This window comes from Mucilaginibacter sp. P5_A6 (assembly GCF_056400585.1).
Genome location: NZ_JBFUKZ010000006.1, coordinates 57066 through 71895, shown reverse-complemented (window position 1 = coordinate 71895; position 14830 = coordinate 57066). Strand labels below are relative to the sequence as shown.

Genomic DNA, 14830 nt, shown 5'->3' with positions numbered 1-14830 from the left:
CCTGTAACTTCGCATCAATCAATTAGTTAATAGTTTGGAACGGCGATTGAGCTGTTTGATTTACTTGAAGCCATATACTTTCCATATTACCCTTTATGATGCTGCGTTCTTTGGAACGATATTTATCAGCCTCCCTTTTATCTTGCTTTTATGGTTCGCCAGGAAAAAAAACCAGCCTGCAAACCGGTTTCTGGCCGTCGTATTATTGGGCATTGATATGGGATTGTCAAGCTACATTCTACAATGGGCTTGGCTTTCGTTGCAATTTTCATTGGCACTTGGTCCGCTTATTTTCTTTTATGTGCTTAAAATAACCCAGCCTGATCATAAATTCCGTCTTAAGGATCTACTGCATTTCAGTCCGTTATTACTTGGACTGGGTATGCAGGATAGCACTATTTATCATACGCTGACCTTTATTTCGGTAGGTATCTACCTGTATCGGTCCCATAGACTGATCGAAAGCTTTTACAGGCGGCTGAAATTTAACGGGGGTGACCGGCAGAGGAGCGAATTGCGGTGGCTGCATCGTTCGCTGGCGGGTTTCAGCCTGTTGTCGCTACTGTGGATACCTTGTGCAGCGGTAGATTATTTTTATTACCACAACCAGCCGGGCATCCAGGCTCATCATTTTTTGTATCTGCTATTGGCGGCAATCGTCATCCGCATTGCAGCCATTACCTTTTTAAGGCCGGAGGTGTCTGTTTCGCCAAATTCGCCTTCGCTTTTAAAGCTGCCGCTTCCCGCGGAACTGAAGCAAAAAGGTACCTGGCTGAAGAAAATTGTCAAAGAAAACCGGTATTACGAGGACCCGGCATTAAGTTTAAGTTCACTGGCTAAAAGGCTTGGCTTAAGTCCCCATGAATTATCCCGGATAATCAATACAACGCTCAAAAAAAGCTTCAACGATTTTATTAATGGATACCGGGTTGCGGAAGTGATCAGGAAAATGCAGGACGCGGCTTATGACCGGATAACCTTGCAGGGCATTGCGTATGATTCGGGCTTCAACTCGAAAAGCGCCTTTCACCGGATATTTAAGGAAATGACGGGTAAAAGCCCGGCAGAGTATAAAGCCGGTCTGCAAAAAGAACTCCCACCTTATAATGTAGGACAACATCCCGGATTTGCGGCAGTAATTTTGAACCGGAAATTAACCCACAGTTATATGCTTAGGAATTATATAAAAATCGCCTGGCGCAACCTCACCAGGAACAAGGCTTCTTCTTTCATCAACGTCGGGGGGCTTGCTGTAGGCATGGCTGTGGCGATGCTGATCGGTTTATGGATATGGGATGAGCTGTCGTTTAATAAATACCATCAAAACTATGACCGCATTGTGCAGATCATGCAAAAGCAAAAATCTCTCGGAAATATAAAAGTATGGGAGCAGCTGCCTTACCAACTGGTTCATGAGCTCAAAACAAATTACCAGGGCAGTTTTAAGCACATCGTGACAGCTACTGCAACAAGCAATTACTATCTGTCGCGGGGCGAAACTAAAATAGCACAAACAGGGCAATATATTGATGCAGCAGCACCCGAAATGCTGACATTGAAAATGCTTCGCGGTTCATGGGTCGCGCTCAACGATCCGTATTCGGTTTTGCTTTCGGCATCTGCCGCAAAAAAGCTTTTTGGTCATGCCGATCCTTTGGATAAAACGGTGAAAGTGAGTGATACCTGGGATGTAAGCAATATCACAAATTTAAAAGTGACGGGGATCTATGAAGACCTGCCGCAAAATACTCTATTTCATGAAACTCAGTTTTTTATGCCTTGGAATTTGTATGCTGTGGGCAATAAGCAGTTAAATGCCATGACATGGGATGATCACCGTTTTTTGATCTATGCTGAAATTCAACCCAATGCTGACTTTGATCAGGTGGCTGCCAGCATTAAGGGTGCCGAGCTTAAAGCGATCAGGCGCCTGGATAATATGAAGCAGGAAGTGGCTTCAAACCCGGAGATATTGCTTAATCCAATGAAGAATTGGCACCTGTATTCAAACTTTAAAGACGGCGTTGCCGATAGGGGGCCGATTCAATTCGTCTGGCTGGTTGGCATTATCGGCGGCTTTGTATTGTTGCTGGCCTGCATCAATTTCATGAACTTAAGTACTGCCCGCTCAGAAAAAAGAGCAATAGAGGTAGGGATCCGTAAAGCGATCGGTTCGGCACGCAGGCAATTGATCAACCAGTTTTTTAGTGAATCGTTGTTAGTGGCGCTTTTTGCATTTATAATAGCCTTTTTGCTGGCGATCCTTTCTATTCCATTTTTAAACGACCTGGCTGCCAAGCAAATCACCATACCCTTTACCAATTTATGGTTTTGGATTGCGTGCCTTAGTTTTATTTTATTTACAGGGTTGCTGGCAGGAATTTACCCGGCTTTGTACCTATCTTCTTTTCAGCCGGTAAAAGTGCTAAAAGGGGCCTTCCGGGCAGGCCGCATGGCGTCCGTTCCGCGGAAAGTATTGGTGGTGATGCAATTTACTGTTTCGATTGTGTTGATCATTTGTACCATTGTTGTATACAACCAGCTGATCTTTGCTAAAAACCGCCCCGTAGGATATTCCCGGGATGGACTGGTCATCATACGGATGCAATCAATGGACTTCCTTGGGAAATATGATGTGCTTCGTATTGAGTTGAAAAACACCGGTGCGATAGCCGAAATGGCTGAATCCGAAAGCCCGGTTACGGGAGTGTCCTCGCATAACGGCGGTTTCAACTGGAAAGGGAAGGACCCCGGCATAGAAGAAGATTTTGGAACATTAACGGTTACACCGGAGTATGGAAAAACAATTGGGTGGCAGTTTAAGGAAGGGCGTGATTTTTCCAAGGCTTTCATTACAGATTCATCGGGCTTTGTGATCAATGAAGCTGCGGCAAGGTATATGGGCTTACAGCACCCGGTAGGAGAAACCATTCATTGGAAAAGTAAATGGCTAAACCTTGACAAGGATTACAAAATCATCGGTGTGATAAAAGATATGGTGATGAAGTCACCGTTTGATCCTGTACAACCTACCATTTTTCGGCTCGGAGGTAATCCCAACTGGATCTTTATCAGGATCAACCCGATGGTAAGCGTCAGCAATGCCTTGCCCAAAATAGCCGGTGTTTTTAAAAAGATCATACCTTCCGTTCCATTTGAGTATAGTTTTGCGGATGAAGAATATTCTAAAAAGTTTGCTGCTGAAGAACATATTGGCAAACTAACAAGTTTCTTTTCATGCCTGGCCATCTTCATCAGCTGCCTTGGCTTATTTGGAATGGCTGCGTTTATGGCAGAGCAACGCACTAAAGAAATTGGGGTGCGAAAAGTGCTGGGTGCAACAGTATTTACCCTGTGGCGGTTACTATCAAGAGATTTTGTGTTGCTGGTCATTATCTCGCTTCTCATTGCTGCCCCCGTGGCCTGGTATTTTATGTCAAAGTGGCTGCAGGGATACCAATACCGCACGCCAATTGCGTGGTGGGTATTTGTGTTGACGGGCATCGGCGCTTTGGTACTCACTTTAGCAACTGTAAGCTACCAAAGTATTAAGGCCGCATTGGCCAATCCCGTAAAAAGCCTGAGAAGCGAATGATTGTGGCGGTCTAACTGCGAAGGTATATGCGGGGTTCTGGCAATATTTATTTAAATCGTTAATTCTTCTGCGAATTTCTGAAGCGTACAGACTCGAAAGGTCACCGCTTAACCCGTGGCGAACTCTGGGACTTGGTTTAAACCCAAAAGATAAATGAAAAAAGTAACAGGCGGTTTTTTAGCATTCATACTGGCATTTGCTGCATTGATAAGCTGTCATTGGCATTACCGCTCCACAGCATATTCGTATGTAAAACCCAAACAGCTTTCAGATGGACTGCCTGTAGATGGCATGTATAATAACGGGATGGACACCGGTAAAATTGTAGCGCTTACCAAACTGATACTAGCTGATAAATACGCAAATATCCACAGCCTGCTCATCTTCAGGCATGGCAAACTCATATACGAAAATTATTTTGCAGGTGAAGATGAAGTTGCAGGCAAAGGATATGCGGGTTATGTAAACCACACGATAAACGATCTGCACGATTGCAGAAGCGTTTCAAAAAGTTTCACCTCGGCGTGTATCGGTATCGCCCTAAAACAAGGCTTTATCAAAAGTATTGATGAGCCGATATTTTCCTACTTCAAAGCATATGCAAAATATTTCGATCCGGCTAAAAGAAAAATAACGATCCGGAACCTGCTAACCATGACCAGCGGGTTAGAATGGGATGAAAAGATTTCCTACCTCGATCCCAAAAATAGCGAAACACAAATGAATAGGAGCGATGACCCGATCTCGTTTATATTAAGCCGCAAGCTTATATCCGTTCCTGGCAGAACCTGGAATTATTGTGGAGGCAGCACACTGCTTTTAGAAGAGATCCTATGGAAAGCTACCGGCGAAAGACTGGATAAATATGCGGAGAAGAATTTGTTTGCCCCGTTGGGCATCAGGAAGTATACATGGGTCTCCATGCCTAAGAATAAGAATATGACTGCTGCCGCATGGGGCCTCCGGTTGAGGTCGAGGGACCTGGCCAAATTCGGGCTTCTGTATATGAACTATGGCAAATGGGGCAATACGCAGGTATTGGATACAGATTGGGTAAAACAATCCTTAAGTGCCCAGGTTTCCAGGCTATCGGAAAGCCCCGATATACCTCGTGGTTATGGTTTTCAATTTTGGACTGACCTATTTAAACAATCCCGGTACAAAACTGATATTCCTTTTGCAAATGGCAATGGCGGGCAGGTCATCGTTTTTTGGAGGGACGTGAATATATTGCTTGTCTTTACCGGGGGAAATTATAATCGAAACGATAGAGCAAGGGATGTCTACGCTGCATTTACCAATTACATTGTTCCTTCGGTCAAAGAAATGCAGCCTTACCTGAAGTAAAATGGGAAGCGGATGATCGGTATAAATATCCAGGCACTATTACTCTTGGGTCATAGCTAAAAGCACTGGAGTGAGCTGTTTTAAGTACTTATAATTCACATGGCAGATCTCGGGCTCAACAACACATGGATTTCACAAACCCGTGTTACCCATTTGTTACTTATCCGATTTATTTCGTTTAATGTCAGGCTTTTATTCAATACCGGCCATGCGGCAAAGGTATATATAAGTATTTATCTGTATAAAGATTATTCAAATACGGCGACAAGGGGTAGCGAAGGAAAGCAAATCTTTGGCGGGGTTTCTCAATATTGTATTGAAGATCGTAAAGTTCTTTCCGAAACTATCATTCACCACAGCCAGCTCAACAGTGCAGGAGCGTAACCCGCTGGAATGGTATTCACTAACGGAAAGTGCCAATTCCATTCTAAATGGACTGGTTGCCCTTGCTTCAAAGGAGTGCCTGAAATTGGTTAGGTGATGATTTGTAGCTTTTCTTCCTTTAAAAAATAGTGCTTCATGATAGGCCCGGAAATGATCATGGTAATTACTGTCATTACCACCAGCCCTTCAAAAACCGGTTCACTGATGATCTTTGCCTGTAATGCAAGTAAACCTAATACGATTTCCTGTGATCCTCGCGCATTCATGCCGAAAGCCACAGCTATGGATTCATTTTTTGACATACCGCTCATAGCGCTGCCTATGCCAGCACCAATAAGTTTGGCAAGGCAGGCAATTACCAGGATGATAACAACGATTTCCAGGTTAAAATTGGCTATGAAATTCAGCCTCAATCCAACCGAAGCGAAAAAAAGCGGTGCCAGCACATTGATGGTAAATTGATGAAGAACGTGCTTATGCTTTTCGGTAAAATAGTCCGAATCATTGATACCAACTCCCACCAAAAAAGCGCCGAACACTCCGCGAACGCCCAGGCTTTCGGTAATACAGGCACTGATGAGGCACAAGCAAACCGCCATAGTTAGTACCCGGCCAGGCTTTTGGCTTTTGCCGGCAAAAGCCAAAAGTTTATGCATTAGCCAGCGACCTCCGGTAAGCATAAAAATAGCAAATAGCACAACGATGCTCACTGACCAAAATGAGGCTTCTTCTTTACCCACATTCATGAGCTGGATGATTACGGAAAATAATATCCAGCCTAAAAAGTCATCCACCATGGCAGCGGTAAGTACGATGTTGCCTATTCGGGTATTTAAAATATCCAGATCAAGCAAAATCTTAGTAATTACAGAAAGTGCTGTAATGGAAAGTGCCGTGCCAAAAAACAATGAAGTAACCAGCTGGTTATTAAACCCGTTAGCAAAATGACTTTGGTACAGAAACCATACAGCGGCAAAACCTATGGCAAATGGAAATATAATACCTGTAAGACTGATGCTTATGGCCTGTTTACCGTTTTGACGGATCTGTTTAAGGTCAACTTCAAAACCTGCAATGAACATTAGTAAAATGATACCAATATTGGCAATGCCATCAAATGCTTCAAAGGCGTGGGGGGCTGATAAAAAAACGCCTTTAAAAAGATCAGGAAATAACAAGCCTAACAACGTAGGGCCAACAATAATGCCTGCAAAAATTTCGCCGATGATAGCCGGTAGCTTATACCTGCGGCACAACTCACCCAACAGCCTTGCCGGGATAAGTATGATTAACAGGATAATTAAGAAGTGGACTATCTCTGATGAGCTGAGTTTGGAAATCATGGTCTGATAAATATTATTACATGCCCTCTTTTACTTCAATTCTTAATTGGTGTGTATTAAAAACATGAGCGTAGGGCTGTACGCTTTTTGTTAAGAATACACTGCCTCCAATTACACTGTGGTGCCCCAATTACAGTTCGGCCGCCTAAAATGGTGCTGCGGGCATAAATGACTACGTTATCCTCAACCGTAGGGTGCCGTTTTGTTTCGGACAATTCCTTACTTACCTGCGCAGCACCTAATGTTACTCCTTGATATATAGTGACATGTTTTCCAATAACACTGGTTGCACCAATAACTATCCCGGTACCATGATCAATACAAAAAGGCACGTCAATTTTAGCTTTAGGATGAATGTCAACTCCGGTTTTACCATGTGCATGCTCAGACAATATCCTGGGTAAAATAGGTATTGCCAACCGGGTAAGTTGATGTGCTATGCGGTAAACTGCGATGGCGTAAAAACCAGGGTAAGATACAATTACCTCATGCACGCTCGTGGCCGCAGGATCTTTTTCATAGATCACCGAGGCATCCTGTCGCAGATCCTGGTAAATTTCATTCAACGAATCGTAGAACGAAATTACGGCCTGCTCAATATCAAGATCTTTTGGATCAAGATAACTTAACAATATATTCTCCAGATCTATCTGGTTCTTTTTAAGATGACCGCCATAAATTGATAGTTTATTTGCATGGTTATTAGGAAACAGAAATTCAAAAAGGTCGGATAGCCAACCAACACATTGCCTGATTTTGGGTGTCGCCTCCCATTCAGCTTTATGTGTTTGGTAAAGCGATTCTATGAAGCTGTCGAATTTATCGTCTTTCATGTTGTAGCCTATCTTTTAAGATTGTGTAGCGTATTCACCAACAGATCAATTTCGGCGCAGGTATTATAAAATGCCAGTGATGGCCTTACCGTGCTTTCTACGCCAAAGCGCCGCAATATAGGCTGGGCACAATGGTGGCCCGAGCGTACGGCTATACCTTGCTGGTTTAATGCTGCTCCTACATCTTCAGTTTTATATCCATCAAGCACAAATGATAAAACGCTGGCTTTATCTGGCGCCGTGCCTATCAGGCGCAATCCCCTTACCTCTTTTAATAATTTGGTTGCATAACCTAACAGGTAATGCTCGTATTGGGCTATAAGGGGCATACCTAAACGGCTTACATAATCAATCGCTGCACCCAAACCGACCGCGTCGGCAATGTTACCGGTGCCTGCTTCAAATCTACCGGGTGCATCATGGTATTGGGTGTACTCAAAAGTTACATCGTTAATCATATTGCCGCCTCCCTGCCAGGGTTGGGTTTCATTTAACAGGTCTTCCTTACCATAAAGCACACCAATGCCCGTAGGCCCGAAAACTTTATGGCCCGAGAATACGAACCAGTCAGCATTTAAAGCCCTTACATCTACAGGCATGTGCGAAACAGATTGCGCACCATCTACCAATACTTTAGCACCTGCCAAATGGGCCAAATGAACAATTTGTGCAGCGGGCGTAACCGTACCCAAAGCATTGGATACTTGTGTAAACGAAACCAGTTTGGTTTTGGGTCCAAGGAGTTTAACATATTCATCTATCAATACCTGTCCATCATCATCAACAGGAACTACTTTTATTTTTAAACCCTTTCTTGCAGCAAGTTGCTGCCAGGGAACAATATTGGCATGGTGTTCCAGGTGGCTCACAATAATCTCGTCATCCGCGTGCAGGTTTTGCTCGCCCCAACTTTTGGCTACCAGGTTAATGGCTTCGGTTGCACCGCGTACAAAGATGATCTCGTTTATGGAGCCGGCATTTAAAAAGGTTTGTACCTTTTTGCGTGCCCCTTCATAAGCATCGGTGGCTCTTGCCGCCAGTTCATGCGCTGCGCGGTGGATGTTGGAGTTTTCGTGCTCATAAAAGTAGCTGATGCGGTCAATTACCTGTTTTGGCTTTTGGGTAGTAGCCGCATTGTCCAGCCATATGAGCGATTTACCATTCACCTGTTCCTGCAATATGGGAAAATCACGCCTTACCAGGTTTACATCAAACGGAGAACTGATAATATTGCTGATGCCTGCCTGCTTAACTTTTTCCTGATCTGATTTTACCGCAGGTAATCCATGCTTAACTGATAAAAAATAAAAGGGAATTTCGGTGGCTGCAGGTGCACCGGCAAATGATAAAGTGTTTGAAGGACCCGATGTATTAATGTTGCTCAATATTTTCTTCAGATCGATATCAAAAGCCTGGTCCTGCTGGTATGGCAGCTGGAACAGGCTTTCAGGAACAGGTGATAACTGCTCAACCGGGAAGCTTTGCTTTAAAGGTACATCAGGTATAAGATCAGTTTTCACCAGGTAAGAGTTGTAACTAAAACCAGGTTGCGCAGGCAATTGCTCTCCAAACGCAGTGGAGGTACTACCAGGAAAAGGCGCCGACGGATTAGGATGATTGCTTAAATTAGGATCCGCAAAGCTGGTTTGCGGATCTTTTAGGTTAATAGCATTATTCTGGTTAATGGCAGATGGCGAAATACCACCACCCCCGATTGTACTTGAAGGAATGGATTGTACGGGAGTATTTACCTGCTGCAATGAGGTAAATGAGCCTGCATCGGCTATATTGCCCGGTAATAAAAAAGGTTCAGAAGCCCGTTGAACGGGCAATTGGTTTACAAAGCCGCCTGGTCCCGATTTAAAGAACTGGTTGGCCAGTTGCTCCAGTTCCTGCAGGTTGGGTAAGTTATCCGGATTAATATTTGTACTCATGGTAATTGCCTAAATCAACATCCTCTAAAACTGCAATAGCATCATCAACCAATACGGCTAAAGAACAATAAAGCGAAACCAGGTATGAGGCAATAGCTTTATTATTGATACCCATAAAGCGTACAGATAAACCCGGTGACTGCTCGCCCGGTAGACCAGGTTGGAACAAGCCAACAACACCCTGGCGGCTTTCGCCTGTCCTTAGTAGAATGATCTTTGATTTGTTATTTACGATGGGCAGTTTATCAGATGGGATAAGCGGGATCCCTCTCCAGGTAATAAACTGCGACCCGAACAGTGAAATCGTAGGCGGTGGTACGCCGCGTCGGGTACATTCGCGACCGAAGGCAGCTATAGCCAGCGGATGCAGCAGGAAAAAGCCAGGTTCTTTCCAAACTTTAGTGATCAGTTCATCCAGGTCATCCGGGGTGGGAGGGCCCAGCCTGGGTTTAATTTTTTGTGATGGGGCGATACTGCTCAGTAGCCCATATTCAGGATTGTTAATGAGCTCGCTTTCCTGCCTTTCCTTAACGATTTCGATAGTAAGGCGGAGTTGTTCACTGATCTGGTTGTAAGGCTTGCTGTACAGATCGGATACGCGGGTGTGTACGTCCAATACCGTATTTACTGCGCTCAGGTTATACTCTCTGGGATTTTCCTCGTAGTCTACAAAGGTTGACGGCAGTTCACGTTCATCGCGCGAAGAGCAATCAACTTCTACATTATTAGCGTCTACAACTTTGTTTAAACGGTATACGCCAGATTCAACCGGGATCCAATTGAGTAAATGAGTTAACCAGCGTGGCGTAATGGTTGATAACTGTGGAACGGTACGGGTTGCTACCGCTAACTGCCTGGCGGCTACATCGCCAAGAGCTGTTTGTTTTGATTTTTGATCTGGCATTTTGGATAATAGACTAAGTGTATTAAGAAATTATTTTATGGTGCTGCTTTAAATTACAATAACCTGTTCGCAATGATAAGAAATAATATATATTAAATCTATAGAATTTATAGAATTAATATATATTTGCAGTATCACATTCTTTTTTACTTATCCAGAAAGACAGAGTGAAAGGCCCGATGATGTCTTGGCAACCTATACAATACCTTGTGTTGTAAAAGGTGCTAATTCCTGCTCCTGTAAAGGGAGAGAGATAAGATGCTACAGGTTTATAAATATCTCCACAGCTCTTTTCCGGGTAGTTGTTGTCATTGTTACTCTTGGCTAAGGACGCCGACAGATTTTATATTATCTTAATTAGACATCAACAGGCCGCGATAGCTTATATCCAACCACCCGTTTTTTCAAAACAATGGAAACGAACTGCCGGTATTGTATCAAAAACAGGTTTTATTTTTGTATTCCTGTTTTATCGCGGATATCACTATGGCCGCCTTTACGCGGCCGGGAAAACCTTTAAGCTGCCGCTTGATAACGGCGTGCAACATTTTATCGGTTTTTATAACGTAAGCGAGTTTAGGCTTAATAACAGGCTTTCGTCCTGTGCGCCCGACGATACCGTATGCTGGCAGAACGTAATATTTGAAAAGTTTAATACCATCAGCATCAGGGTAGCTAAGCAGTTTCAACTAAACACGCAAAACAAAATCCGCACTACCGAATATTATGGTAACGTTGGCAGGCTATTTTACGGATATGAGGCAGATACGGTTAAGCATGTTATTACACTGAAAAACCGGTCCGATACAACGGAGAAAATTGTGCTTAACTATACTGTACCATTCCCCGGCAGATTTATTATAAAAGGAGTAGACCGTAAGAATGATTCGATATATGTTGTGCTTAACAAGATTGATAAGCAATACCCGCTTGCTGCAAAAAGAACTACTGGTGATAATGAATAGCGACAAATGATTGGCTGGAACAGGTTCCCGTCCCGTTTAAGAGGCACCCAGTAAAAGGTATCAAATATTTCAGAACATTCTTTGTAGCAAAACCACGCTCGTGTTAACTTTTTTAATAAAATAAACATTTGTAAGAATTCCTGGGAAAGATGGACAAATATTGCCAATATGTTGATATTTATAATTAATTTGAGACACGGTATCAATGGTTAAAATTTATTTTATAAGCAATGAATCCCCATTGCCCAACGTTGATTTTTTAAATTATCTCAATTCATTTCCTTTAGATATAAAAAGCAAAATTTTAAGATTTAGCAGATGGCAGGATGCTCAGGCATCTCTTCTGGGCAAAGCTCTATTGAAAAAAGGATTGGATGATTTCAATTTAGATTCCAATCTGTCAAAATTAAAATATACAAATTATGGCAGACCCTACATCGAAGGTGTTTTAGATTTTAATATCTCCCATTCGGTTAATTACGTTGTTTGTGCATTTTCTACAATTGGTAGGATTGGTGTTGATATAGAGGAGGTTAAGGAGGTTTCTGTCGGTGAATTTAAAAATCAGTTTCTTGAAGAGGAATGGAACGCCATTATTAACTCTGAAAATATTTATCACTCATTTTATACTTACTGGACAGCCAAAGAGGCTATAATTAAAGCAGATGGGAAAGGGCTTAGTATTCCGCTGAATAACATTTTACTTAAAGATGGGAAATCGCTATTGGAAAAAACCTTATGGCATTATCGGGCTATTGCATTGGCTGACAATTATATAATGCACATTGCATCTGATTATCAATTGCTGAATATAAATTCTATTGGATTAGAATGGAAAGACATCGTGAATGTAAAATCTTGAATCAACCTTAAACAGATTAGTATCAATTACACATTACAGGATTTAAGGGTAAGCTAAAGCCAAAGATGCTTCCTTTTCCTGGTTCACTTTCTATTGTAAAATTTCCATTATGTTTTTTGATGATCTCGGATGCGATATAAAGTCCAAGGCCAACGCCCTGGTAAAGCATTGATGTTTTACTTACCCGGTAAAAGCGCTGAAATAATTGACCTATGTCCTCTTTTGCGATGCCTATTCCAAAATCCTCCACATTTATTACAATGTGCCCCAAAGCTACTTTCGCCTTTACAATTACTTTATTTGCATCAGGAGAATATTTTATCGCGTTATTAAGAAGATTAATCAAAACCTGTTCTATCTTAAATTGATCACCTGTGTAGTGTATATCAATTGAGTTTTCAAGCAGGATTTCATGTTTATTAGAGATTTGTTGTACGCTGGATATACTATTAGCAAGTGCATCTGAAAAACTAAATTCTGATATATTCAAATCTATTTGCCCGGAGTTGATCCTGGTAACATCTAATAAATCCTCTATTAATCTTTCCAGGCGTTTAATGCTATTGTTGGCATTTAAAATAAATGCATAAGTTTTATGAGTTTTGTTTGTCGTTTTTTCGAGGAGCTGATTAATGGCTTTAATATTGGTTAATGGCGTTTTAAATTCATGACTTACCATATTAAAGAACTCATCTTTCTTTGCTTCGGCGGCCGCGCGTCGTTCTTTTTCCTGCTTTTGAACCAATAATTCTCTGTTGGCTATAACTAATTCTGCGGCTCGTTTTTCTTTCTCTTCATCCTGAAAGTCGAGTTCTTTAAGTGCTATAATCAATTCAGCGGCACGTTTTTCTTTCTCTTCATCCCGAAAATCGAGTTCAATGTTGGCTAATATCAATTCAGCCGCCCTTTTTCCTTTTTCCTTATTTTGAAATACGAGCTCCTTGTTAGCTATGATTAATTCTGTTGCCCGTTTTTCTTTTTCCTTATTTTGAAATACCAGTTCGGCATTGGCAATTATTAACTCAGCTGCTCGTTTTTCCTTTTCTAAATTTTGGAATATTAGCTCTGTGTTTGCTATTATCAATTCAGCTGCACGCTTTTCTTTTTCCTGGTTTTGAAATATTAGCTCTGTATTCGCTAATATCAGCTCCGCAGCCCGTTTTTCTTTTTCTTCGTTTTGTAAACTGAGCTGGGCATAGGCAATAATTAATTCTGCCGCGCGCCTTTCCTTCTCTTCATTTTGAGAATCAAGCTCTTTATTTACTTCAATTAACGCTGCGGCAAGCTTTAGTTTTTCTTCGTTTTGAAAATCAAGCTCAATGTTTGCAATAATTAACTCTGCTGCGCGCTTTCCTTTTTCTTTATTTTGAAAAAGTAGTTGGGTGTTTGCAATGCTTAATTCGGCAGCAAGCTTTTCTTTTTCCTGATTTTGGATGATGAGCTCTTTGTTTGCAATACTTAATTGATCGGATAGATTCATTTTATCTTTTTCCATAATATGGCTTTACAACCAATTTGGGGGGTATATCGTAACTGTCCGATACAAATTATAACAAACTGATTGTGAATTGCTAAGCTTGAAAAAACCGGATCACTACAATAGTACATAATAAAAATGTACTATCGGCATGATAAAGCCTTAATAGGTTAAAAAGTTACCCCGATAGCCCTCTTAGTTCTGCCTTGATTTCTATTTCTTCAATTACTAATTAAAAACCCGAACCTTAAACGAAAATCGCCGTTTAATTTACTTAATCCCCCTACGCTAATTAAGTAATAATCCTGTCGGATTAAATATCATTTTTTCAGAAAAAATTTCATTAATGGATGATAATGTAAATAAAGAAAAACCCGAAGTAAGACTCAGAGCTTTCAGGGCAATTGATGAGCCCGAAACTTGCGAGCTATTTATTGAAGGCCACACTAATGTTTTAACCAGCATTGGCGTTACAAAGGTTACATCCTCTAAAAATGAATGGTCGGCAAACCCCGGCGCTTTTGTAATAATCGTTGAATCAATGGATGGAAAAAAGGTTTACGGAGGCGCGAGGGTTCACGTTGCAGGAGGATCGCAGCCATTACCCATTGAGCAGGCAACTGGTGGAATGGACGCACGGGTATTTGGCCTGGTTAATAATTTTGCACAACATGGTACCGGAGAAATTTGTGGTTTGTGGAATTCGCAGGAACTTTCAGGATATGGTATAGGAACCCCATTATTGATACGTGCAGGCATTGCAATTTCATCTCAAATAGGGCTAAAATCACTTTTTGCATTATGTGCTCCTTATACCGTAAAACCCGTAGTCAATTGCGGTATGGTACTCGTAGCTGGGATTGGTGATAAAGGAACTTTTTACTACCCGAAGATTGACCTTATCGCCACAGCTATGATTTTAAAAGATGTTTTATCTTTAGAAAAAGCCGGGGAAGAGGATAAACTTGCAATGCTTGCAATGCGGTCTTCCCCAAATTCTTTAAGGATAGACGAATTAAAGCAAAAAGAAATAACAATTAATTTTAGGCTTCAAATTCCTAACCTTCATCAATGGGATTTATCTCAAACTATAGCATCAGCCCAAAAGAATTTTCTGAAAAGGAAAGTAGAAAGAAAAGAACCGGAGTTTTTTTAAATTTTATTTTATTTGTTTTTAAAGGTTAAC

At 41.7% G+C, this 14830-nt stretch carries 11 protein-coding genes and 1 riboswitch; of the genes, 6 read left to right on the top strand and 5 right to left on the bottom strand.

What is annotated here, in order from left to right:
- Positions 1-64 precede the first annotated feature (64 nt).
- From AC1DO4_RS08105 to AC1DO4_RS08095, 3 genes are all read left to right on the top strand, one after another.
- Positions 65-3595: an ABC transporter permease gene (locus tag AC1DO4_RS08105; RefSeq protein WP_477414653.1), complete on the top strand. Its 3531-nt coding sequence runs from the start codon at positions 65-67 to the stop codon at positions 3593-3595.
- 153 nt (positions 3596-3748) lie between these two features.
- On the top strand, positions 3749-4942 hold the full coding sequence (locus AC1DO4_RS08100; RefSeq protein WP_477414651.1) for a serine hydrolase domain-containing protein: 1194 nt from the start codon (positions 3749-3751) through the stop codon (positions 4940-4942).
- A 316-nt stretch (positions 4943-5258) separates the two neighbouring features.
- Positions 5259-5423, top strand: a complete 165-nt coding sequence (locus AC1DO4_RS08095) for a hypothetical protein (RefSeq protein WP_477414649.1) — start codon at positions 5259-5261, stop codon at positions 5421-5423.
- Here the strand turns inward: AC1DO4_RS08095 and AC1DO4_RS08090 are convergent.
- The 4 genes from AC1DO4_RS08090 to AC1DO4_RS08075 are packed head-to-tail and all read right to left on the bottom strand — an operon-like array spanning position 5416 to position 10340.
- Entirely contained in the window at positions 5416-6669 is a 1254-nt protein-coding gene (locus AC1DO4_RS08090) for a cation:proton antiporter (RefSeq protein ID WP_477414647.1), read from the bottom strand. The two genes, AC1DO4_RS08095 and AC1DO4_RS08090, sit on opposite strands and share 8 nt — an antisense overlap.
- A gap of 56 nt (positions 6670-6725) precedes the next feature.
- Entirely contained in the window at positions 6726-7502 is a 777-nt protein-coding gene (locus tag AC1DO4_RS08085; protein ID WP_477414645.1) for a serine acetyltransferase domain-containing protein, read from the bottom strand.
- Positions 7503-7510: 8 nt separating this feature from the next.
- Positions 7511-9436: a family 2A encapsulin nanocompartment cargo protein cysteine desulfurase gene (locus AC1DO4_RS08080; protein ID WP_477414643.1), complete on the bottom strand. Its 1926-nt coding sequence runs from the start codon at positions 9434-9436 to the stop codon at positions 7511-7513.
- Positions 9420-10340 (bottom strand): family 2A encapsulin nanocompartment shell protein, encoded by a 921-nt coding sequence (locus tag AC1DO4_RS08075; protein ID WP_477414641.1) that lies wholly within the window; start codon positions 10338-10340, stop codon positions 9420-9422. The genes AC1DO4_RS08080 and AC1DO4_RS08075 overlap by 17 nt, the downstream gene beginning before the upstream one ends.
- A 147-nt stretch (positions 10341-10487) precedes the next feature.
- Positions 10488-10600: riboswitch (SAM riboswitch) on the top strand.
- 60 nt (positions 10601-10660) lie between these two features.
- Here AC1DO4_RS08075 and AC1DO4_RS08070 point away from each other — a divergent pair.
- Together AC1DO4_RS08070 and AC1DO4_RS08065 are read left to right on the top strand one after the other, a co-directional pair.
- Entirely contained in the window at positions 10661-11305 is a 645-nt protein-coding gene (locus tag AC1DO4_RS08070) for a hypothetical protein (RefSeq protein ID WP_477414639.1), read from the top strand.
- Between the two features lie 205 nt (positions 11306-11510).
- The gene (locus AC1DO4_RS08065) at positions 11511-12167 is read left to right on the top strand and encodes a 4'-phosphopantetheinyl transferase family protein (protein ID WP_477414637.1); all 657 of its coding nucleotides are present in this window, start codon (positions 11511-11513) and stop codon (positions 12165-12167) included.
- Positions 12168-12189: 22 nt separating this feature from the next.
- Here AC1DO4_RS08065 and AC1DO4_RS08060 read toward each other — a convergent pair whose 3' ends face one another.
- Entirely contained in the window at positions 12190-13662 is a 1473-nt protein-coding gene (locus AC1DO4_RS08060; protein ID WP_477414635.1) for a sensor histidine kinase, read from the bottom strand.
- A gap of 328 nt (positions 13663-13990) precedes the next feature.
- On the opposite strand from AC1DO4_RS08060, the gene AC1DO4_RS08055 reads away from it, so the two are divergent.
- Positions 13991-14800 carry a hypothetical protein gene (locus AC1DO4_RS08055; protein ID WP_477414633.1) on the top strand — a complete coding sequence of 270 codons (810 nt, stop codon included), beginning with the start codon at positions 13991-13993 and terminating at the stop codon, positions 14798-14800.
- The last annotated feature ends 30 nt before the right edge of the window (positions 14801-14830 follow it).